Origin of the sequence: Autumnicola patrickiae (genome assembly GCF_031846525.1) — a bacterium.
In the GTDB taxonomy this organism is placed as follows: Bacteria; Bacteroidota; Bacteroidia; order Flavobacteriales; family Flavobacteriaceae; genus Autumnicola; species Autumnicola patrickiae.
Genome location: NZ_JAVRHM010000012.1, coordinates 1 through 21,600, shown reverse-complemented (window position 1 = coordinate 21,600; position 21,600 = coordinate 1). Strand labels below are relative to the sequence as shown.

Genomic DNA, 21,600 nt, shown 5'->3' with positions numbered 1-21,600 from the left:
TGTTGTAAAAATAGAAATAAAATATCGGGAATTTTATGAAACAGGTTCAAAAGATAAAATTAGGAATTAGTATAGGAGATTTGAATGGAATCGGTAGTGAGATTGTACTTAAAACTTTTGACGATTCCCGTATGCTGGATTTCTGTACCCCTATTATTTTCGCTTCAGCAAAAGTCATTTCTTTTTTGAAGAAGCAGTACAAACTATCCTTTAATTTCCAGGGAATAGATGATCCTTCCAAAGCAATAGACGGGAAAATTAATGTAATGAACGTTTGGAAGGAGAATGTGAATATCAATTTTGGCGAAGAAGACACGGAAGTTGGAAAGTTTGCATTTCTTTCTCTGGAGGTTGCTACAGCTGCTTTAAAGAATGATGATATAGATGTTTTGGTTACTGCTCCCATAAATAAAAGCAGTATTCAGAGCGAAAACTTTAACTTTCCAGGGCATACAGATTATTTAGCAAGGGAACTTGAAGGGGAAAGTCTAATGTTTATGATAACCGATTCCCTTAAAATTGGGTTACTTACAGATCACGTCGCGTTAAAAGATATCGCCAGTGTAATTACCCCGGAATTAATTCAGAAGAAAATTGATATTATCCACGAAACCCTTAAACAGGATTTCAGGATTCAGAAGCCGAAAATTGCCGTTTTAGGCATCAATCCTCATAGTGGTGATAACGGAGTGATAGGTAAGGAAGATGAAGAAATTCTAAAACCTACTTTGCACAAGATTAGGGAGAAAGGAAAACTTGTTTACGGGCCATATTCTGCAGATAGCTTTTTTGGTTCCAAGAATTATAAAAATTTTGATGCGGTAATTGCTTCTTACCACGACCAAGGTCTTATTCCTTTTAAAACCCTGTCTTTTGGAAACGGAGTGAATTTTACGGCTGGCCTGAGTAAAGTAAGAACATCACCAGATCATGGAACAGCTTTTGAAATTGCCGGTACCAATTCTGCCAACATAAGTTCCTTTAAAGAAGCTGTATTTAAAGCGATTGAAATTTATAAATGTAGAAAGGAATACAGGAAACTAACAAAAAATGCTTTAAAGAAGCAGGGTAGAAAAGATACTAACAAAAAATTGTTCACAAAAGATAATTAATTAATTATATTTTCTATCTTTGCAGCCGCCTAAGCCTAAGGGCCTGGGGCTCGAAACTGAGTATGAGATGAGGAGATTAGCAGCATATACAATCCCTTTTGTGGGATTAAAGCTAGGGAAGCACCAGTTTGAGTACGATATTGATAACGAGTTCTTTGATCATTTTGAGTACGACGAGTTTAATAGTGTCGATGTAAAAATCGACCTGCTGTTTGAAAAAAAGACAACCATGATGGAGCTTACTTTTAGAGCTTCAGGAACGGTAAATGTAGATTGCGACATTACAAACGAGCCTTACGATCAGCCAATAGACAGCAGTCTGTTTCTGGTTGTTAAATTCGGGGATGAGTATAGTGATGAAGATGAGGATCTACTTATTATTCCGCATGGTGAGTATGAGGTAAACGTACAACAATATATCTATGAGCTTATAGTGCTGTCTCTGCCATTTAAAAGGATACATCCCGGGGTAGAAGACGGAACTTTAAAATCTGACGTGCTGGATAAACTGGAAGAACTTAGCATCGATAAGAAAGAAAAAAATAATGAGGAGGATATAGATCCTCGATGGGATAAACTTAAGAATTTACTAAACGATTAAATAATAGCAAGCCATGGCACATCCAAAGAGAAAAATCTCTAAAACCAGAAGAGATAAAAGAAGGACACATTATAAGGCCTCGGTACCAAAAATAGCTACCGATCCTACAACAGGCGAAGCACATTTGTACCATAGAGCACACTGGCACGAGGGTAAATTATATTACCGTGGTCAGGTATTAATAGACAATACAGAAGAAGTAGAGGCTTAATGTCTCAGAGCTTCAATAAATTAAGAAAACTCTCACGCCGTGGGAGTTTTTTGTTTTTAGTTGAATAAGTCCTAAAAAGACCTTAATTTGCACCACTTTTAGAAGAAAAATTAGTACATTCCTTTTGATGTGCTTTTTTGTGCAGTTGCATGCACATTGGTGTTTTAAAATCGATTCTATGAATAAAATCACAGCAGCGATTACAGCTGTGGGTGCATATGTTCCCGACGATATTTTAACCAACAAGATGTTGGAGGAAATGGTGGATACCAACGATGAGTGGATATTCTCAAGAACAGGAATTAAGGAACGTAGAATTTTAAAAGATCCTAATAAAGGAACCTCGTTTTTAGCTATAGAAGCTTCAAAAAACCTGCTGAGAAAAACAAATCTTGATCCGCAGGAAATAGATCTTGTACTGGTAGCTACCGCAACACCAGATTTACCCGTTGCGGCAACCAGCGTACACGTTGCAACGCAAATTGGAGCTACTAATGCTTTTGCCTATGATATACAGGCAGCCTGCTCAGGATTTCTTTATGCAATGTCTACGGGTGCAGCTTATATCGAGTCTGGCAGGTATAAAAAAGTACTGGTTATAGGTGCAGATAAAATGTCTTCCATTATTGATTATACAGATAGAACGACCTGTATTATCTTTGGAGATGGAGCCGGCGCAGTATTAATGGAACCCAATGATGAAGGTCTTGGTCTGCAGGACGAAATCTTGCGTAGTGATTCTATAGGAAGGGATTCGCTTAGAATAGAAGCGGGTGGATCTTTAATGCCTCCTACCCAGGAAACAGTTGCGAAAAAACTGCATTACGTACGCCAGGATGGTAAAACAGTGTTTAAATTTGCAGTATCCAACATGGCGGCAGTAAGTGAACAGATTATGAAAAAGAACAATCTTACTAATGAAGATGTGAACTGGCTCATAGCCCACCAGGCAAACAAACGTATAGTTGGAGCTACCGCCGGCAGAATGAATCTGGAAGACGAGAAAGTTCTTATGAACATTCAGCGGTATGGAAATACCACTTCAGCCACGTTGCCGTTATTATTGAGCGATTACGAGAAAAATTTTAAAAAGGGGGATAACCTCATTTTTGCCTCATTTGGAGGTGGCTTCACCTGGGGTGCAGCTTATCTTAAATGGGCTTATAATTCTTAAAAAAACCAACACTTTAATATTATGGATTTAAAAGAAATTCAGAATCTGATAAAGTTCGTAGCCAAGTCTGGTGCCAGTGAGGTAAAACTGGAAACGGGAGATGTGAAAATCACTATTAAAACCGGTGGCTCAGACGATAAGGAAACTATAGTGCAACAGGTGCCTATGGCAGGACAAATGCCGCAGCAAATGCCGGTACAACAACATGCTCCTTCGCCTGCGCCCGAAGCCGTACCGCAGTCCGGTTCATCTTCTTCAGATAAAAAAGAATCAGCGTCAGAAGACAATTCGAATTATATTACAGTAAAGTCACCTATAATAGGAACTTTCTATAGAAAACCTTCACCAGACAAATCAGTTTTTGTTGAGGTAGGCGATAGTATTAAAGAAGGGGACGTACTTTGTGTAATTGAAGCGATGAAACTTTTCAACGAAATCGAAAGCGAAGTATCCGGGAAAATTGTAAAAGTATTAGTAGACGATTCCTCTCCTGTAGAGTTTGATCAACCACTATTCTTAGTAGACCCATCATAATTACTGCCCATTTATCTGAAGAAAAATATTCCTTCAGAAGAAAAAAACAATAGGTATGTTCAAAAAAATATTGATTGCCAATAGAGGAGAAATTGCTCTGAGGATTCTCCGTACGTGTAAAGAAATGGGAATTAAAACAGTGGCAGTATACTCTACTGCAGATGCTGAGAGTCTCCATGTAAGATTTGCCGATGAAGCCGTTTGTATTGGCCCTCCCCCAAGTAATTTATCTTATTTAAAAATTTCAAATATTATCGCCGCTGCAGAAATTACCAATGCAGATGCGATCCATCCGGGTTACGGATTTTTATCAGAAAACGCCAAGTTTTCCAAGATTTGTGAAGAGCACGAGATAAAATTCATTGGTGCTTCTGCAGATATGATTGCCAAAATGGGAGATAAGGCTACCGCAAAGGCGACTATGAAAGCTGCTGGTGTACCTTGCATCCCGGGTTCTGAAGGGATCATTAAGGATTTCAAAGAGTGCAGGAAACTTGCAGAAGAAATCGGATATCCGGTAATGCTCAAGGCAACTGCCGGAGGTGGCGGTAAAGGAATGCGTGCCGTCTGGAAACCAGAAGATCTCGAACCTGCATGGGAATCTGCACGTAAAGAAGCCGAGGCCTCTTTTGGAAATGACGGGATGTATATGGAAAAACTCATTGAAGAGCCACGACACATCGAGATTCAGGTTGTTGGAGACAGCAGCGGTAAAGCCTGTCACCTTTCCGAAAGGGACTGTTCTATCCAGAGACGTCATCAGAAATTAACTGAGGAAACTCCGTCTCCGTTTATGACAGATAAGCTCAGAAAGAAAATGGGCGAGGCAGCTGTAAAAGCAGCCGAATATATAAAGTACGAAGGCGCGGGAACAGTAGAATTTCTTGTAGATAAGCACCGCAATTTCTACTTTATGGAAATGAACACCCGTATCCAGGTGGAGCACCCAATTACTGAACAGGTGATAGATTACGACCTAATTCGAGAGCAGATTTTAGTAGCTTCCGGAGTGCCAATTTCAGGAAAAAATTACTTCCCGCAGTTGCATTCTATAGAATGTAGGATTAATGCAGAAGATCCATATCATAATTTCCGTCCGTCACCTGGTAAAATCACTAATATGCATGCCCCGGGAGGACACGGTGTGAGGATAGATACCCACGTTTACAGTGGCTATACCATCCCGCCAAACTACGATTCCATGATTGCTAAGCTTATTACCACTGCCCAAACCAGGGAAGAGGCGATAAATAAGATGAAACGAGCATTGGATGAGTTTGTAATAGAGGGCATTAAAACCACAATTCCTTTCCACAGGCAGCTTATGGATGAGCCAGATTATATAGAAGGAAATTACACCACCAAGTTTATGGAATCATTTAAAATGAAGACTCCAGAAGCAGAGTAGAAAAACACAAATATCATCAAAACCCGGAATTCTTTTCCGGGTTTTTTTTTGGGCGTTACCCCGTGAAAAACGGGGTCGGGCTATCCGTTTTTAGTCCCGCTCCACAAAAAGAATGGAGCGGGAGCTAACCACTCCTATCCCTAACGCAACCACCCCGCCCTCCCGGGCACCCTACTTTTTAAGGAGGGGACCTTTCAGGAAATAAACAATGGTGACAGCAAAAAAGCAGCTCTTCCTTTCTCTTTAGGCAGATAATTGCCATTTTGAGCCAATAACATTTTTCCGAAAGTGGAAAAGAATATGTTAGTGAATTCGTGGTAAAAACATGAGGCCGACATTCGTCCTTTTCAGCCTTCTTAAGAAAAAAATGTCGTCCCTCTTACTTCCTACTTCAGAATAAGTCGATAATTGCCATTTTAACCCTGCTTTTTATGATTAAATAAGGTAGAAATGCTGATTCCTGCACTCTAATTCTTTTTTTTGGATTAAAATCAAATTGAAGGTATCTGTGACTAAAACTACAGTCCAATAATTGCCATTTTTCAGCATTATCTTAAGAAGAACATAGGATCTTTGTCCCTCGTACGTTTCAACTCAGACATGAGCATAGGTCGATATTTGCTATTTTTCAGGCTAATCTTATCATGGTATGAGCCAACTTAGAAAGTTTTCGTAATTTCATTCCAAAGCAAAAATCCAAGCTGCTTTCTAAAAAATTCCGAATGATTAAAAAGATTTTCAAATTTATTCTGAAAGTTATCGCTTTACTATTTCTGTTTTCCATTTTTATAGTAATAGTGTATAAGTGGGTGCCAGTACCATTTACTCCGCTAATGGCAATCAGGTATTTTGAAAATCCGGAGGAGGATATTAGGCATGATTGGGTGAAAATGGAAAAGATATCTCCTAATCTGCAACTGGCGGTAATTGCCAGTGAAGATCAGAATTTTCCAACCCATAACGGATTCGATATTGAAGCGATTGAAAAGGCTATAGAAAATAATAAAAAAGGAAAGCGGGTCCGGGGGGCGAGTACGATTTCCCAACAAACTGCAAAAAATGTCTTTTTATGGCCGCAGCGCAGTTGGCTGCGGAAAGGTTTTGAAGTGTACTTTACTTTTTTAATTGAACTCTTCTGGAGTAAAGAACGTATCCTGGAAGTTTATTTAAACAGTATCGAAATGGGGAAAGGAATTTATGGAGCCGAAGTTGCTTCCGGAGCCTGGTTTAATAAATCTGCCGCAAACCTTTCAGCTTACGAAGCGGCTGCAATTGCTGCAATTCTGCCTAATCCAAGGCAGTATTCAGCAAATCCTGCAAGTAATTTTATTCAGCAACGTAAAAATTGGATTGTAAGGCAAATGAACAATCTGGGGAAATTAAATCTTGAATAATATTTTTTAAAGCTTTAGACCTAACAGGTTTTAAAAACCTGTGAGGTCTGGATTTACACCACCTCCTTAAATTATAAGTAACCCACAATGAATACTATAAAACAAAAGTTATTTGAAGCTTGCGAGCAATACGTTCAGGAACGAATTGAACGGATTTCTTCTGCGATAAAAGACCTGGAAAACGATCTTGAAAATGAATCGAAGAGCAGCGCAGGGGATAAGTATGAAACCGGAAGGGAAATGATAAATATCGAATGGAACAAACTTTCTAACCAGCTTCAGCAATTTAAAATGCTCAGGGAAACTCTGGATAAGGCAAAAAACAGGAAATCAACCGGAAAAATTCAGTTGGGAAGCCTCATAAGGACCAATATGGCCAGTTATATTGTGGCGATTCCCGCCGGGCAAATAGATGTTGGCGGAGAAAAATATTTTGCTATTGGAGCGAATTCTCCAATCGCTCAAATTCTTCATGATAAAAAGGCCGGGGAAGATTTTAGCTTTAACGGAAAAACAAATCGTATTGTTTCTGTGGAATAATATTTTGGGCAGACCTGTCAGGTTTTCAAAATCTGACAGGTCAGCAGCGGGATTCTATAAGTTTTTCTGAAATTTGAAGCCCCACGATCCTGCCAGGGTTTAATGCTGAAGAATGAACAAAGAAAATATGTTGCCCGTTTAGGTCGGCTTCAATCAGCCAGTTATTACCATGAAAATGGGCATTTTTAACCCTTGCCTTTATTTCAGATTTTGAACTGAATTTGATTTCTTCAGGATATAATATGATCTTCTTTTTGCTCTTTTCCGAAGGTTTTATGTTCTTCAGTAACACTTCATTCACATCGCCAAAGAGCGAGGCTACGTATATGTTCGGTGGGTTCTTATACAACTCCTGCGGACTCGCTTCCGCAAAAATTTTCTGATTCTTTAAAACTATGGTTTTATCGGCAAAAGAAAGTGCATCGGTACTGTCGTGAGTGGCTACAATACAGCTGATGTTCTCTTTTTTTAGGTAATCGAAAAGCCGGCGCCGCAGATTATTTTTCCTGAATTGATCGATGTGGCTAAATGGTTCGTCGAGTAAAATAAGTTCCGGTTTCTTTGCTAAAGCACGTGCCAGCGCCACTCTTTGCTGTTGTCCGCCGCTAAGATTTTTTGCCTTTGCGTCTCTTAGTTCGGTCATTTCCACGACTTCCAAAAGCTCTGCAATTCTGCGCTTCTTTATTACCGGGTACATATTGCTGAGGTATTTTCCCACGTTTTCTGCAACGGTTAACGGCGGCATCAGGTCGAAATCCTGGGCTAGATATTTCATAAAAGAATGTCCCGGCACAAGATTAAATGCAGGTCCATAAATTTGCTCTTCGTTCCATAGGATTTTTCCCTGCACATCGTGAAGACCATAAATAACCTGTAATAGTGTACTTTTTCCGCATCCGCTTTCGCCAATTACTGAAACATGTTCTCCCTGCTCAATCTCAAAAGTTATATTTTTTAAAATTGGTTTTTCGGCATAAGCAAAGGAGACATTTTTAAGTTTCAGCATAACAGGTTAAACTCTTGTTTAGAAAATGATAAAGTTAAGGTCAGGAAGACAAATCTTAGTATCTTTCTTTGGATAAATCTAATCAACTTTTATTAGAAAGATGCAGGAAATTGTAGTTTACGACCTTAATCAGACCTTATATAAGAAGTCGTCAAAAGATGAGTTCTTTAAATTCATTTGCTATAAAAAAGGTTATAAGCTGGTGCACCTATTTCAAATTGGCCTGCTCACAGTTGCAGGTAAATTGCGTCTTATGAGTAAAACTTATTTTAAAGAAAATTTTTATGATTATCTAAATAAAATTCCGCCGGAAAAGGTGCAGAAATATGCAAAGCAGTTCTGGAATGTAGAATTTCCTGAACATTTCAGGGAGGAAATGGTAGCCGATATTATAGAAAAAGATAAGGCTGGAATAAAGGTTTATCTCGTTACCGGCGGTTTTGAAATCTATACTAAATACCTCGAAGAACTTTTACCTTTAAAAGTTATTGGTACCCTAACAAAATATGTAAATGAAGATTATAAAATTATAGGAAAGACCTGTAATGATGCTGAAAAAATCAGGCGCCTTGATGCCGAAATAGATGGAGATTACAAAATATTGACATCTTATTCAGACGATGATGAGGAGATTCTTTATGAAGCTGAAAAAGGCTATTTCCTTGAAGATGGAGAATTAAAATTAGTTCAAAAAGAAAATAAACCCGATTAGTTATGCGGCATGGGATGCAAGCTTTAGCGAAGGCTTCAAATAAAAAACCTCACAAAAACACGGAAATAATTGTGGGTTCTGTGAGGTTTCAAATATTGTGTTAAAAAATTATCCTTTTACCTTCTCTTCGATTTTGTTTGGTAAAACTTCATAGCCCATATTATATAGTGTAAAACCAAAAATATCGGCATATTCTTCAATAATCATTTTAGTAGGTTTTCCTGCGCCATGCCCAGCTTTTGTTTCAATCCTGATCAAGGCCGGATTATCACCAGCTTGTTTATCCTGCAATTCTGCAGCAAATTTAAACGAATGCGCAGGTACCACGCGATCGTCATGATCTCCGGTAGTAATTAAGGTTGCGGGATATTCTGTACCTTCTTCCAGGTTATGGACCGGTGAATAATTGTACAGATACTCAAACATTTCTTTGCTGTCTTCTGCAGTACCATAATCGTAAGCCCAACCCGCGCCGGCGGTAAAGGTGTGGTAACGCAACATATCCATAACGCCCACTGCGGGTAAAGCCACCTGCATTAAATCTGATCGCTGCGTCATTGTGGCGCCAACCAGTAAACCGCCGTTAGAACCACCTCTAATTGCTAAATAATCGCTGGAGGTGTAGTTCTCTTCAATAAGATATTCTGCAGCTGCAATAAAATCATCAAAAACGTTCTGTTTCTTCAGCTTTATACCCGCATCATGCCATTCTTTTCCGTATTCGCCGCCTCCGCGAAGATTGGGAACGGCGTAAACTCCTCCCTGTTCCATCCAAACCGCATTTGCAGTACTAAAAGATGGCGTAAGGCTAATATTAAATCCGCCGTAGCCGTAAAGGATTGTTGGGTTTTTGCCGTTAAGCTTCAGACCTTTTTTATGTGTGATGATCATAGGAACTTTTGTTCCGTCTTTTGAAGTAAAAAATACCTGCTTACTTTCGTAATCTTCGGTATTAAAGTCGATTTTCGGTTTGTTATAAACTTCAGAAGTTCCTTCTTCAATCTGATACTTATAGATCGTCCCCGGTGTTACATAATTTGTAAAGCTGTAATACAGTACATCATCTTCTTTTTTGGCACCAAATCCACCTGCAGAACCAATTCCGGGTAATTCCACATCCCGTACAAGGTTTCCTTCATAATCATATTGCTTTACTTTGGAAATCGCGTCTTCCATATATTCAGCAAAAAAATAGCCTCCTGCTGTGGACGGACTCAATACGTTTTCTGTCTCCGGAATAAATTCTTCCCAGTTTTCGGGCTGCGGATTGGCAGCGTCTACTGTTACAATTTTTTTATTTGGAGCATCGAGGTTTGTGACCAGGAAGATTTTGCTGCCTTCATTTTCTATTACATACGTATCGGTTTTCTCATTGCCGATAATTGTCATTATTTGAGGGTCATCCTGGGAAAGATCCATCATAAAAAGTTTTCCTCCGGAAGTCGCATTTCTTGCCGAAATAAATAAGTACCGGTTGTCTTCGCTCACGCTTCCACCCACATAACGATGCTTCTGATCTTCCGTTCCGCCGAAAATGAGCTTATCTTCACTTTGTTTTGTACCCAGTTTGTGATAAAACAGCCTGTGCTGATCTGTTTTTGCTGAAAGTTCACTTCCTTCGGGCTTTTCGTAGCTGGAATAATAGAAACCTTCGTCCCCTTTCCATGAAACTCCGCTAAATTTTACATCCTGGATGGTATCTTCCACAACTTCTTTGCTTTCGGCATCCGTAATAATTATTTTACGCCAGTCGCTTCCACCTTCAGAAATACTGTAGGCAGCCATTTTACCATTTTCAGAAAAATTTAAGCCGCTAAGGGAAGTTGTACCGTCTTCGCTAAAGTTGTTAGGATTCAGAAAGACCTCCGGTTCTGCATCTTCAGATTTCTTGCGGTAAACCACGTACTGGTCCTGCAAACCATCATTTTTGAAGAAGTAGATGTAATCCCCTTCCTTAAAAGGCGCGCCTATTTTTTCATAATTCCATAGTTCAGAAAGTCTTTCTTCAAGTTCCTTTCTAAAGGGAATTTTCTTTAAATAATCAAAAGTCACTTCATTTTGAGCTTCTACCCAATTTTCGGTTTCTTCGCTGCGGTCATCTTCAAGCCAACGGTAAGGATCTTTCACTTCTGTACCAAAATAATTGGTAACGGTATCGACTTTCTTGGTTTCGGGGTAATTCAAAGCAGTTTGTTCATTTCTGGAATTTTCGTTGCAACCTGCCAAGAGGCTAAGGCCAACAATTCCGGTTATTATTCTTCTCATAAATAGGATTAAGGTTAAATCTTGCTATGCAGATTAGTACGAAAAATGCCTGCAGGTTACATTCCTACAGGCATTTTTAAAGGTAAGCTTAAAAAAATATTTATATAAGCTTATTTTCTAAAAGATATTCTGCAATTTGTACCGCGTTTGTGGCAGCTCCTTTTCTCAAATTATCGGCCACAACCCACATGTTAAGCGTGTTTGGCTGCGAGTAATCCCTTCTTATCCTGCCTACAAAAACATCGTCTTTTCCTTCAGCATAGATAGGCATGGGATAGGTATTGGTATCCGGATTGTCCTGGACGGTGATGCCGGGGAATTCACTAAGAATTTTCCTTACCTCGTTTTCCTCAAAATCAGACTCGAATTGTACGTTTACAGCCTCGCTGTGTCCTCCAACAACAGGAATCCTGATTGCAGTGGCGCTCACGTTTACAGAATCGTCACCAAGGATTTTCTTGGTTTCCTTAGTTAGTTTCATTTCTTCTTTGGTATACCCGTTTTCCTCAAAAACATCGCAATGCGGAAGTGCATTTCTATGGATTGGGTAAGGATATGCCATTTCGCCTTTCTCTCCTGCATACTCATTTTCCAACTGCTGAACGGCTTTTACACCAGTTCCTGTAATAGATTGATAAGTGGAAACAACTACTCTTTTAATTTTATACCTGTCGTGAAGCGGCTTTAAAGCCATCAATAACTGAATTGTAGAACAGTTTGGATTGGCTATAATTTTATCTTCAGCGGTAAGTTCTTTAGCATTAATTTCCGGAATTATCAGTTTCTTGGTGGCATCCATTCTCCAAGCTGAAGAGTTGTCTACAACCGTAGTTCCCGCTTCCGCAAATTTTGGTGCCCACTCCAAAGAAGTTCCTCCTCCGGCAGAAAATATTGCCAGATCGGGTTTTTTTGCCACGGCAGTTTCAAGGCCAATAACTTCATAATCCTTACCATTGAAGTTCACCTTTTTTCCAACCGATCTTTCTGAAGCAACCGGATACAATTCATCAATAGGGAAATTTCTTTCCGCCAAAACTTTTAACATTACCTCGCCTACCATTCCTGTGGCGCCTACAACTGCTACTCTCATTTTATATATTTATTTGAGGACTTCACTTTCTAAACATGTGAGGTCTGTAATTTTCTCATGCAAATGTATTATACTAAAATTTATTGCGGTACGCTAACCGCTTAAATTTGATTAGGATATAGATTTTTTATACTAATTAGTACAAATTGTTAAAAAAAGAACCCCTTGCTTTTACAAGGGGTTTAATTAATTGCTACTTGTTAAAATATGCAGTATAGCGGTGCACGTTATTGTTTCTCCTACGGAGTGTTATTTTGTCTTTTCAGCTCGTCCCTTATTTCGATAAGCAATTCTTCCTGAGAAGGGCCTTTTGGAGCAGCCACTTTTGGAGCTTCCTTTTTTGTTTTGGTCCTTTCGTAAGCCTGCAACAGTAAAAATATAAAAAATGCTACTATTATAAAATAGATAAGTGCCTGTAACAGGTTCCCGTATGTTATTACAGCAGCTTCAGCTTCTTTCGCGGCATCAAGGGTTTCGTAATATTCACCGTCGAGCGCAAAAAATTTCTGGGAGAAATCTGTACCACCCGTAAAAATGCCAATTATCGGCATAAGTACATCTGCAACTACAGAGGCGATAATTTTGTTAAATGCTGCTCCCATTACCACTGCTGTAGCCAGAGCAATAATGTCACCTTTCATAAGAAAGGCTCTGAAATCTTTAAAAAAAGCCATGTATTGGGGATGTTATTATTAGCTGACTAAAATAGTCGAAAATTTTATATCGGCAAAAAAGGCAACTTATTCTGAAATTATCCTGCGGGTAACACGTTGGGAGATCCCTGTAATTAGCTCGTATGAAATTGTGTTTCCGGCTGCGGCAAAGTCGGTCGCATGTGGTCGTTCGCCAAAAATCACTACCTGGTCTCCTTCTTCGCAATCTATATCTGTTACATCGATCATGAGAATATCCATACAAATATTGCCCACAATAGGAGCAAATTTTCCATGCACAAGAACCCCGGTTTTTTCATTTCCGTATTTTCTGTGGATACCATCGGCATAGCCAAGTGGTAGCGTAGCAATCCTCGATGGTCTGGTAGCTTTAAACGTCCTGTTATAACCCACGGTTTCCCCTTCTTCTAAATCCTGAATTTGGGAAATTAGCGTCTTCAGCGTACCTACAGGCTTCAGTTTTTTATCTATTTCTTTGTCATTTCCGAAGCCATAGAGACCAATTCCGCAGCGAACCATGCTCATGGCAGCTTCAGGATAATTAAATATTGCTGAAGTATTGCAGACGTGCAAAATCGGCTCATAGCTGAATTCCTCTACAAAGCGAGCAGCAATTTTTCTGAAGGTATTAATTTGGTTAAGGGTGAATTCCCGCTCCCGCCAGTCTTCACTTGCTGCCAAATGGGAAAAAACTGAATGTACTTTTACTGCAGAAGTTGTTGCAAGTCTGTCAAAGACAACCTCCACCTTTTTTGGTGAAAAACCAAGCCGGTTCATACCTGTATTAAACTTAATATGGACAGGATAATCTTTTTGACCGAGTTTTTCTGCAGTAGCTATAAAATCGGTAAGGAGATGATCGCTGTAAAGACTTGGTTCCAGGCAATTTTCCACAAGCTGATCGAAATTTTCCTGCTGGGGATGAAAGATCATAATAGGAGTGGTGATTCCTGCCTGCCTGAGCCGGACACCTTCCTGTATGTAGGCAACCGCAAAATAGTCGGCACCCAAATCTTCAAGTTTTCGTGCTATATTAATTGAATCGTTCCCATAGGCGTAGGCCTTGATAACGGCCATGAATTTCACATCTTCCGGGACCCGGGAACGGATGGTTTTATAATTATGAGCCAGGGCTCCAAGGTCTATTTCCAGTACTGTTTCCTGTGCTTTAGGCATTTTTTTGCTTTAGTTTGGGATCTATTTCCTCTGCATCGTTCACGTTTAATTTTTTAACCCTTTCCCTTAGCATGGCCTTATAATATGCAGCACGGCTCAGCGGTTCATATTCTTCGTTTTCACCAAGAAAAACCAGGTCGTCATTTATTGCTTTTCTATAGCTAAACTGTGCCAGGTTTCCGGTTCTCGTACAAACGGCGTGTACTTTGGTCACATATTCGGCTGTAGCCATAAGGTTGGGCATAGGGCCAAAAGGATTTCCTTTAAAATCCATATCCAGACCCGCGACGATTACCCTTACCCCGCGATTTGCGAGATCGTTGCATACCGTCACAATTTCATCATCAAAAAACTGGGCTTCATCAATCCCTACCACATCGCAGCCATCGGCCAGGATCCTGATGTTGGAAGCAGATGGAACCGGGGTGGAACGAATTTCGTTGGAATCGTGAGACACCACCATTTCTTCATTATATCGAATATCTATGGCCGGTTTAAAAATCTCAACCTTCTGTTTTGCAAAGGTGGCACGTTTGAGCCTGCGGATTAATTCTTCAGTTTTACCCGAAAACATACTTCCGCAAATTACCTCAATCCATCCAAATTGCTCTTCGTGATTTACTGTATTTTCGAGAAACATTTTGTAATTTTCAAATCGAAAAGGGATTCACCCCCGTTTCGTATAAAGGTGGAACAAATTTATTAAAAATACAAGCTTTGCAGAAGGGGCAGGTGCTAAAGTTATAAAGGCAGGGCAGGTAATTTTAAGAAGTTGGAAGCCTGTAACATTATTAAAATTTGCCGGTTTGCCGGTAAAATCCAGAATTATGAAAAAGAAGATCGAAGATGAACTTTTTAAGCTTGCAGAGAAAATTGTAAACAGTAAAGACAATCTTGATGTTGCGCAATTAAAGTCTGAAGCCAGAAATCTGTATGAAAAACTATGTGTTCTGCATTTTACGGAAAAGCATTTAGCAGAAACAGATTTTGAAGAACCTGAGGCTGAAACTAAAGTTTTTTCTGAAGAGCTGGCTAAACAAGTTCCGGAAGAGCAAAAAGAAGTTAAAGATGACCGTTCTACATATTTTGCGCCCGATGGAACAGAGTATAACGATTCTGAAGCAATCACAGAGCCAAACACGGAAAAGATTAAAAATCTTGTGGCAGAAATGCCGCAGGAGACGGGCCAGATTGATGACCTGTTCGCCAGAATTAATTCCGAAGAAAAGCCGAAACAGCAATCTGAAGCGACTCGGGAAAGAGCAGAAGAAAAACCTGAACCAAAGCAGGAACCTATATTTCAACCAGAACCTAAACCACAATCAGAACCCACACCGCAGCCGGAATCTAAGTCGGAGCCAGAATCTCAACCACGGCCAGAATCCCAACCCAAACCACAGCCCGAAAATAGAACAGATTTTCACGATTTTGGGATAGGATATGACAGTCTGCCACAATTTGAACCGGTAAATCAAAACGGAAAAGCACCGCGTCCAAGATCGTTAAATGACCGGCTAAAGAAGGGAATAACCATTGGATTAAATGAACGTCTTGCATTTATAAAACATCTTTTTGAAGGAAATGCTACAGATTATAATCGTGTGCTTTCTCAGTTAAACACTTTTCATACGCTGGAAGAAGCGCAAAAATTTATTCAGTTGGTGGTGAAACCAGATTACAACAACTGGGAAGGAAAAGAGCAGTATGAGCAGCAATTCCTGGAGAAGATCGAAAATAAATTCGAAAACTAACGCGTACACTTTCTATGGCTAAGCTTTACCTGGTTCCTACACCAATAGGCAATCTTGAAGATATTACGTTGCGGGCGATCAGAGTACTAAAGGAAGCCGATCTTATTCTTGCAGAAGACACCAGGAATAGCGGAAAACTTCTTAAACATTTTGATATTTCCACTCAAATGCACAGCCACCATATGCATAATGAGCATAAGACGGTGGATACTGTTGTACAGCGGATCAAGAACGGAGAAACTATAGCGCTGATAAGTGATGCCGGAACTCCTGCAATTTCAGATCCCGGATTTTTACTCGTGCGAGCCTGTGTAGAGGCTGGAGTAGAGGTTGATTGCCTTCCCGGAGCTACAGCTTTTGTGCCTGCACTTGTAAACAGCGGACTGCCAAATGACAAGTTTATTTTTGAAGGTTTTCTTCCGGTAAAAAAAGGTCGGCAAACGCGGCTTAAACTTTTAGCTGAAGAAATCCGGACTATGATTTTCTACGAATCTCCTCATAAACTTCTGAAAACCCTTACCCATTTCACTGAATATTTTGGTGCTGAACGTCAGGCCTCTGTTTCTCGTGAAATAACTAAACTCCACGAAGAAACAATCAGAGGAACTATTGCTGAAGTGTTGCAGCATTATAACAATAAGCCGCCTAAAGGAGAGATTGTGGTTATCGTTGAAGGGAAAAGATAATATTTCCGTGGGATCGTTCATGTCTTTCTTAGCATAGGATCTTCTCGCGCCGGTATTCCAAGCATCTAAAATTTTTATCATAAATACCTTGAAAGGAAGGATAATTGTAGAGGTAAAAACTAAAATGATTTAAATGCAAAACCTGCTTGAAGAAATTCGTGGTTGCGATCTTTGTCGTGAGAACTTACCATTTGAGCCAAGACCAATCCTGGAAGCATCTTCAGAATCTAAAATATTACTTATAAGTCAGGCGCCGGGGCAGGTGGTACATAACACGAGGATCGCATGGAATGACCAGAGTGGTAAAAGACTCCGTGAATGGCTTGGTGTGGACAAAGATACTTTTTATAACACCGGTAATTTTGCAATTTTACCAATGAGCTTTTGCTATCCAGGAAAGGCTAAAACCGGGGATGCTCCGCCACGAAAAGAGTGTGCTCCATTATGGCATGAGAAGGTGCTTTCCAAATTTGGTAATCTGCAGATGACCATTCTTATCGGGTCTTATGCTTCAAATTATTACCTGAGGGATAAAAACAACCTCACCCAAAAAGTAACTGATTTCAGGGAATATCTTCCGGAATTTTTTCCAATTCCGCATCCATCTCCCGTAAATGTATTCTGGAGGAAAAAGAATCCGTGGTTTGAAGATGAGGTGGTGCCTGAGCTTCAGAAAAGAGTAAAAGAAAAAATTGGGTAAAATTCCGAACTGCTTATTATTTTTCACACCTTCGCAGGAAATCAGAAAGTATGAAAATTGCCAAATTTATTACTACACTTAAAGAAAATCCTGAGCAAAATACTTTTGCGCAAACAATGAAGGTAATTGATGCTCATTATAAATTTACACCGACAGCCTTTAAAAATGGAAAACTGAAAAATGAACCCGGCGAGAACAACGGGAGCTGTAAAATATTTTACTTCGGAAAGTTACATGATCTTTCCGAGAAAGCTGTTCTGGCTTGTTTTGGAGAAGTTTACTTTGAAGATGTACTAAAAAATCCTGAAGGAACAGGGCACCAGAATATAAGAAACTTTATGAATAGCGGTTGGAGCAAAATTGAATTTAAAGGTGAAGCTTTACAGCCTGAATAATTCAAATTCTTTATTATCTTCAGCTAAAAAATTGAAGTAAATGCGCTGGACCTTAAAGCCCAAACCAGATCAGGAAACTGTAATAAAACTTTCAGAAGAATTGGGGGTGGGGAAACCTATTGCCTCTCTTTTGGTGCAGCGGGGAATTACGACTTTTGAAGATGCAAAGAAATTCTTCCGTCCTTCCTTAAAAGACCTTCACGATCCTTATTTAATGAAGGATATGGATCTTGCCGTAGCACGAATTGAAAAAGCCATTGCTTCCGAAGAAAACATCCTCGTTTATGGAGATTATGATGTGGACGGCACTACCAGCGTCGCCTTAATGTCTTCTTTTTTAAGATCATATTCTTCTTTTGTCGCAACTTATATTCCCGATCGTTATGATGAAGGCTACGGAGTGTCCTACAAGGGAATTGATTTTGCGGCAGATAACGACATCAGTCTGATTATTGCGCTGGACTGCGGAATAAAAGCCGTTGAAAAAGTCGCTTATGCTAAAGAAAAAGGTGTTGATTTTATTATCTGTGATCATCACCGGCCCGGGAGTGAAATTCCGAATGCTGTGGCGGTGCTCGACCCAAAACGGGAAGACTGTGAATACCCTTACAAGGAACTCTGTGGCTGCGGAGTAGGCTTTAAATTGATCCAGGCGCTTGCCGCAAACCGGGATTTAAAACTTGAAAACCTTCTTCCGTACCTGGATTTGGTGGCTACTGCCATTGGGGCAGACATTGTTCCCATTACGGGAGAGAACAGGATTTTGGCTTATCATGGGCTGCATGTAATTAATGTAGCGCCACGAATGGGTTTTAAAGCAATTCTGAAGCAGCTCAAAAAGGATAAAATCACTATTACAGACGTGGTTTTTATCCTGGCGCCCCGCATTAACGCTGCCGGAAGGATGAAGCACGGGCTGCATGCGGTGAACTTGCTTACGGAAGAAGATGAGGAAACAGCGATAAAGTTTGCTTCAGAAATTGAAGAATATAACACCGATAGGCGGGATACCGACAAAATCATAACCGAAGAGGCTCTTGCACAAATTGAAGCGTCGCAGGAGCAGGATCGTAAAACCACTGTGGTGTATCATGAAAACTGGCATAAAGGAGTTATTGGTATTGTCGCTTCCAGGCTCACCGAAACCTATTACCGCCCAACGCTGGTTTTTACTAAGAGTGGAGAGAAACTGGCTGCTTCAGCACGGTCTGTAAAAGGTTTTGATGTTTATGATGCGCTGGAATCCTGTAAAGAACATATTGAGCAGTTTGGCGGACACAAATACGCCGCCGGACTCACTTTACTGGCTTCGGAATATGAGAATTTTAAGCTGAAGTTCGAAGAAGTGGTTTCTGAAACTATCGACAAGAACCTGCTCACTCCTGAAATTGCTATAGACGCCGAACTGGATTTGAAGGATATTATCCCGAAGTTTTATCGTATTCTTAAACAATTTGCGCCCTGTGGTCCGGGAAATATGTCACCGGTCTTTATGACTCAAAACCTTCGGGATACAGGATATGGAAAATGTGTGGGTGCAGATCAGAGTCATTTAAAATGCCAGGTAAAACAGGAAGGAAAGAGCCCGGTTTTTGATATGATTGGCTTTGGCCTTGGTAAAAAGCTGGAGATTATTGCTAAAAATAAAGTCTTTAAAGCCGTGTATGCGATAGACGAAAACGAATACAACGGAAATGTTTCATTGCAGCTAAGACTTAAAGATATTTCCGAATAAGCTCGCGCTATTTAGATTCAGTTTAAATAATTTTTTATCTTTGGAGAAAGCATTCAAAGATGGAGGACGTAGATTTAATTTATCACAATAAATTCGGAATAGCTTTTAGGTGGAAGAATTCGGAGCTCAAAGCCGATCCTAAGAGGATTCAGCTGGTTTTTAAGGATATGGGCTTCTATCTTTTGCGTGAAGAAATCCTTCAGCTCTCCAACAATATCCAAACCGCTGCCCAGCATAATTGTTGTAAATGTGATATGAAAAACTGCCGAAGTATCCTAATAAAGTCACCTTTACTGAAGATGGATTTTGCAGTAACCCGGGAAGAAATGGAACAAATTTCAGATCTTATAGAAGGAACATTGTTCCGGCTAAATTTACTTCATTATTTGGACGATATTTGTAAAAATTAAGGATTGGTTTTTCTTCTTAATTGCAGTTAAAGTTTGGTTTCTTTAATTTGAAGTACTTTTATACAAGCTTAAAAAAATCTAGAAGAGATATTCAGGTTAGATGAATGCAATAAACAGCTTTTTCAAAAGAAATATTACTTTTTCAAATTTTTGGATTAAAAATGGTTTCATAATTGTTACAATATCTATTTTAGCTAATCATCTTATAGCACCTGAACATTTTCCATTAAATAAATCCTACGAATTCCCTTGGTTTTTTATTGCTATTTCAATCTTTATCGGAAGTGTAATAACACTTATTGCAAGTTTTAATTTTCGACATTTTAAAAATAAGTACTTTTCTAAAAAAATTAATTCACAGGTACTTTTATATTTCCTTTTTTCAACTTTAGGCTATATATCGATAATATATATTCCATTATACTATGTTATTAATGGAATTAATGCATTTGAATCCTATGACGTTTATTATCTATTAATAGGACTTTCAATCACCTTACTACTAAGCACTGTTGGAATAGTTCTTATGTTCTCTGCCGATATTTATCAACTTCACAGACTTGCGTCTATTAATGAAAAACTAAAAGTTAAACAAGGTGGCAAAATCACCTTGGTCAATTTTGCTGACATTGCTTTTATTTATAGCGAAAACAAAATAGTAAACCTTGTAAAAATTGATGGAGCTTCAATAGTTACAGATTTCACTTTAAATGAAATTGAAGATAAATTCAGTAAGCAAAATTTTTTTAGAGCAAATAGGCAGACAGTTTTACACCCTCGTTCTATTGAGCAGATAAAAACAATAGAAAACGGAAAGTTGTCAATACTACTTAAGCCCACCCTTGCTGGCAAAAAAATATCTCAAATAAATATCAGCAGGTATAAACGGCAAGCCTTTATGGATTGGTTTGAGAACAAACTGTAAGTTGGCTTGATTATTCAGCTATTATTTTGATACCATTCAGTAAAAATTCCTGATTTTCTACTATTTTCCTTGCTTCACCATTGTTTCTTCGTTTAAAATTTAAAAACGATAAAAAAATGAACAAAGCCTTTTTAACAACAAAAGTCACTCCTGTAATAGTTCTTATTCTTTGCTCCCTCTTATATTTATCAGGTTATTTTCAAATCATAATAGCGGCATTTTTAGTATTAATTGCTAGTGCAATAGAATATAGAAAAGACCTTTTTAAATCTTTAGGTTTTCAGAAAAAAAGAATGAATCTCAAAGACCTTCTAATAACAGCTCCATTATTCTCGGGAGGTTTATTTCTAATATACTCTTTCGTTCTTGTTCCAGGTGTAACTTATCTCACTGGACAGGAAATGGATTTCTCGGCATTCGATTCTTATAATGGTAGCCTATCAGCTACTTTAGGTTTACTTATTTTAATGTGGGCATCAGCTGCGTTTGGAGAAGAAATTATATTTAGAGGATATCTTATGAGACAGTTTGAAAAATTCTTTGGAAACAGTAAAATTAGTCTTGTACTAAATATAGCTCTACTTGGTGTTCTTTTTGGCTTCCTACACGCATATCAAGGTATAACAGGTCAGATTGTAACCGGTATTGTTGGTGTGTTACTTGCCATTATTTTTTATCTACGTAAATACGACTTATGGTTTAACATTGCTGTTCACGGATTTTTTGATACAATTGCATTGGTATTTATATACAAAGGCTGGTATTGACCAAGAAAAAGTGATGACATAAATGATTTCCCAGGAGAAGTAACAACAATAACAACATTGGCAATAGGCCAAACTTTTTTAATTCATTTTAAATGAAACGTCGAATAGTACCTAATTAAATGTATAATTACAACACGTAAAATCACGCTCGACAGCTTGCGGTACTCTTGTGCCTGGCATAATAAAAACAATAACTTTTCAAAAACCTACAAAATAATAATAGTTCTCCTTTTAACTCTTTCCTTTATGAGTTGTGGAGGTGCAAAATATAATTACAATTTCGACAGAGGGAAAGAATTAAATTTCAAAAGTGGAAAATGGATTTTAAACGAAC

23 protein-coding genes are annotated in these 21,600 nt (G+C 38.9%); 17 read left to right on the top strand and 6 right to left on the bottom strand.

The features are described from left to right. The first annotated feature begins 35 nt into the window (after positions 1–35). The 8 genes from pdxA to RM549_RS11240 all read left to right on the top strand — a co-directional run bounded on the left by pdxA (position 36) and on the right by RM549_RS11240 (position 6,974). The gene (pdxA, locus tag RM549_RS11275) at positions 36–1,112 is read left to right on the top strand and encodes a 4-hydroxythreonine-4-phosphate dehydrogenase PdxA (RefSeq protein ID WP_311684831.1); all 1,077 of its coding nucleotides are present in this window, start codon (positions 36–38) and stop codon (positions 1,110–1,112) included. 67 nt (positions 1,113–1,179) lie between these two features. Further along, positions 1,180–1,713, top strand: coding sequence for a YceD family protein (locus tag RM549_RS11270; RefSeq protein WP_311684829.1), 534 nt, complete (start codon positions 1,180–1,182; stop codon positions 1,711–1,713). A 13-nt stretch (positions 1,714–1,726) separates the two neighbouring features. Beyond that, a complete protein-coding gene (rpmF, locus tag RM549_RS11265; RefSeq protein ID WP_081208252.1) occupies positions 1,727–1,924 on the top strand; it encodes a 50S ribosomal protein L32 in 198 nt (65 codons plus the stop codon). A 178-nt stretch (positions 1,925–2,102) separates the two neighbouring features. Next, complete coding sequence (locus RM549_RS11260; RefSeq protein WP_311684827.1) at positions 2,103–3,098, top strand: beta-ketoacyl-ACP synthase III; 996 nt, start codon at positions 2,103–2,105, stop codon at positions 3,096–3,098. Between the two features lie 21 nt (positions 3,099–3,119). Beyond that, a complete protein-coding gene (accB, locus tag RM549_RS11255; protein ID WP_311684825.1) occupies positions 3,120–3,632 on the top strand; it encodes an acetyl-CoA carboxylase biotin carboxyl carrier protein in 513 nt (170 codons plus the stop codon). Between the two features lie 55 nt (positions 3,633–3,687). Next, positions 3,688–5,040: an acetyl-CoA carboxylase biotin carboxylase subunit gene (gene accC / locus RM549_RS11250; protein ID WP_311684823.1), complete on the top strand. Its 1,353-nt coding sequence runs from the start codon at positions 3,688–3,690 to the stop codon at positions 5,038–5,040. A gap of 722 nt (positions 5,041–5,762) precedes the next feature. Further along, the gene (gene mtgA / locus RM549_RS11245; protein ID WP_311684821.1) at positions 5,763–6,434 is read left to right on the top strand and encodes a monofunctional biosynthetic peptidoglycan transglycosylase; all 672 of its coding nucleotides are present in this window, start codon (positions 5,763–5,765) and stop codon (positions 6,432–6,434) included. 87 nt (positions 6,435–6,521) lie between these two features. Further along, on the top strand, positions 6,522–6,974 hold the full coding sequence (locus tag RM549_RS11240; RefSeq protein WP_311684819.1) for a transcription elongation factor: 453 nt from the start codon (positions 6,522–6,524) through the stop codon (positions 6,972–6,974). Between the two features lie 40 nt (positions 6,975–7,014). On the opposite strand, the gene RM549_RS11235 is transcribed toward RM549_RS11240, so the two are convergent. Then, positions 7,015–7,980 (bottom strand): ABC transporter ATP-binding protein, encoded by a 966-nt coding sequence (locus RM549_RS11235; protein WP_311684817.1) that lies wholly within the window; start codon positions 7,978–7,980, stop codon positions 7,015–7,017. Positions 7,981–8,080: 100 nt separating this feature from the next. On the opposite strand from RM549_RS11235, the gene RM549_RS11230 reads away from it, so the two are divergent. After that, positions 8,081–8,692 (top strand): HAD family hydrolase, encoded by a 612-nt coding sequence (locus RM549_RS11230; RefSeq protein WP_311684815.1) that lies wholly within the window; start codon positions 8,081–8,083, stop codon positions 8,690–8,692. Between the two features lie 108 nt (positions 8,693–8,800). Here the strand turns inward: RM549_RS11230 and RM549_RS11225 are convergent, their stop codons facing one another. The 5 genes from RM549_RS11225 to RM549_RS11205 form a co-directional block, all read right to left on the bottom strand. After that, positions 8,801–10,957 carry a prolyl oligopeptidase family serine peptidase gene (locus RM549_RS11225; RefSeq protein ID WP_311684813.1) on the bottom strand — a complete coding sequence of 719 codons (2,157 nt, stop codon included), beginning with the start codon at positions 10,955–10,957 and terminating at the stop codon, positions 8,801–8,803. 100 nt (positions 10,958–11,057) lie between these two features. After that, a complete protein-coding gene (locus RM549_RS11220; RefSeq protein WP_311684811.1) occupies positions 11,058–12,047 on the bottom strand; it encodes an aspartate-semialdehyde dehydrogenase in 990 nt (329 codons plus the stop codon). 239 nt (positions 12,048–12,286) lie between these two features. Next, entirely contained in the window at positions 12,287–12,721 is a 435-nt protein-coding gene (gene mscL / locus RM549_RS11215) for a large conductance mechanosensitive channel protein MscL (protein ID WP_311684809.1), read from the bottom strand. A 66-nt stretch (positions 12,722–12,787) separates the two neighbouring features. Then, a complete protein-coding gene (alr, locus tag RM549_RS11210; protein ID WP_311684807.1) occupies positions 12,788–13,897 on the bottom strand; it encodes an alanine racemase in 1,110 nt (369 codons plus the stop codon). Further along, positions 13,890–14,537 carry a thymidine kinase gene (locus RM549_RS11205; RefSeq protein WP_311684805.1) on the bottom strand — a complete coding sequence of 216 codons (648 nt, stop codon included), beginning with the start codon at positions 14,535–14,537 and terminating at the stop codon, positions 13,890–13,892. The genes alr and RM549_RS11205 overlap by 8 nt, the downstream gene beginning before the upstream one ends. A gap of 187 nt (positions 14,538–14,724) precedes the next feature. Here RM549_RS11205 and RM549_RS11200 point away from each other — a divergent pair, with 187 nt between their 5' ends. The 8 genes from RM549_RS11200 to RM549_RS11165 all read left to right on the top strand — a co-directional run bounded on the left by RM549_RS11200 (position 14,725) and on the right by RM549_RS11165 (position 21,266). After that, on the top strand, positions 14,725–15,648 hold the full coding sequence (locus RM549_RS11200) for a DUF8457 domain-containing protein (protein WP_311684803.1): 924 nt from the start codon (positions 14,725–14,727) through the stop codon (positions 15,646–15,648). 14 nt (positions 15,649–15,662) lie between these two features. Further along, positions 15,663–16,334 carry a 16S rRNA (cytidine(1402)-2'-O)-methyltransferase gene (gene rsmI, locus RM549_RS11195; RefSeq protein ID WP_311684801.1) on the top strand — a complete coding sequence of 224 codons (672 nt, stop codon included), beginning with the start codon at positions 15,663–15,665 and terminating at the stop codon, positions 16,332–16,334. Between the two features lie 133 nt (positions 16,335–16,467). Beyond that, on the top strand, positions 16,468–17,034 hold the full coding sequence (locus RM549_RS11190) for a uracil-DNA glycosylase family protein (RefSeq protein WP_311684798.1): 567 nt from the start codon (positions 16,468–16,470) through the stop codon (positions 17,032–17,034). A 50-nt stretch (positions 17,035–17,084) separates the two neighbouring features. Beyond that, positions 17,085–17,429: a HopJ type III effector protein gene (locus RM549_RS11185; RefSeq protein WP_311684793.1), complete on the top strand. Its 345-nt coding sequence runs from the start codon at positions 17,085–17,087 to the stop codon at positions 17,427–17,429. A 40-nt stretch (positions 17,430–17,469) separates the two neighbouring features. Continuing rightward, a complete protein-coding gene (gene recJ / locus RM549_RS11180) occupies positions 17,470–19,164 on the top strand; it encodes a single-stranded-DNA-specific exonuclease RecJ (protein ID WP_311684787.1) in 1,695 nt (564 codons plus the stop codon). Between the two features lie 59 nt (positions 19,165–19,223). Further along, complete coding sequence (locus tag RM549_RS11175; protein ID WP_311684785.1) at positions 19,224–19,574, top strand: hypothetical protein; 351 nt, start codon at positions 19,224–19,226, stop codon at positions 19,572–19,574. A gap of 100 nt (positions 19,575–19,674) precedes the next feature. After that, positions 19,675–20,499 (top strand): LytR/AlgR family response regulator transcription factor, encoded by an 825-nt coding sequence (locus RM549_RS11170; protein WP_311684783.1) that lies wholly within the window; start codon positions 19,675–19,677, stop codon positions 20,497–20,499. 116 nt (positions 20,500–20,615) lie between these two features. Continuing rightward, positions 20,616–21,266, top strand: a complete 651-nt coding sequence (locus RM549_RS11165) for a CPBP family intramembrane glutamic endopeptidase (RefSeq protein WP_311684781.1) — start codon at positions 20,616–20,618, stop codon at positions 21,264–21,266. Positions 21,267–21,600: the final 334 nt, after the last annotated feature.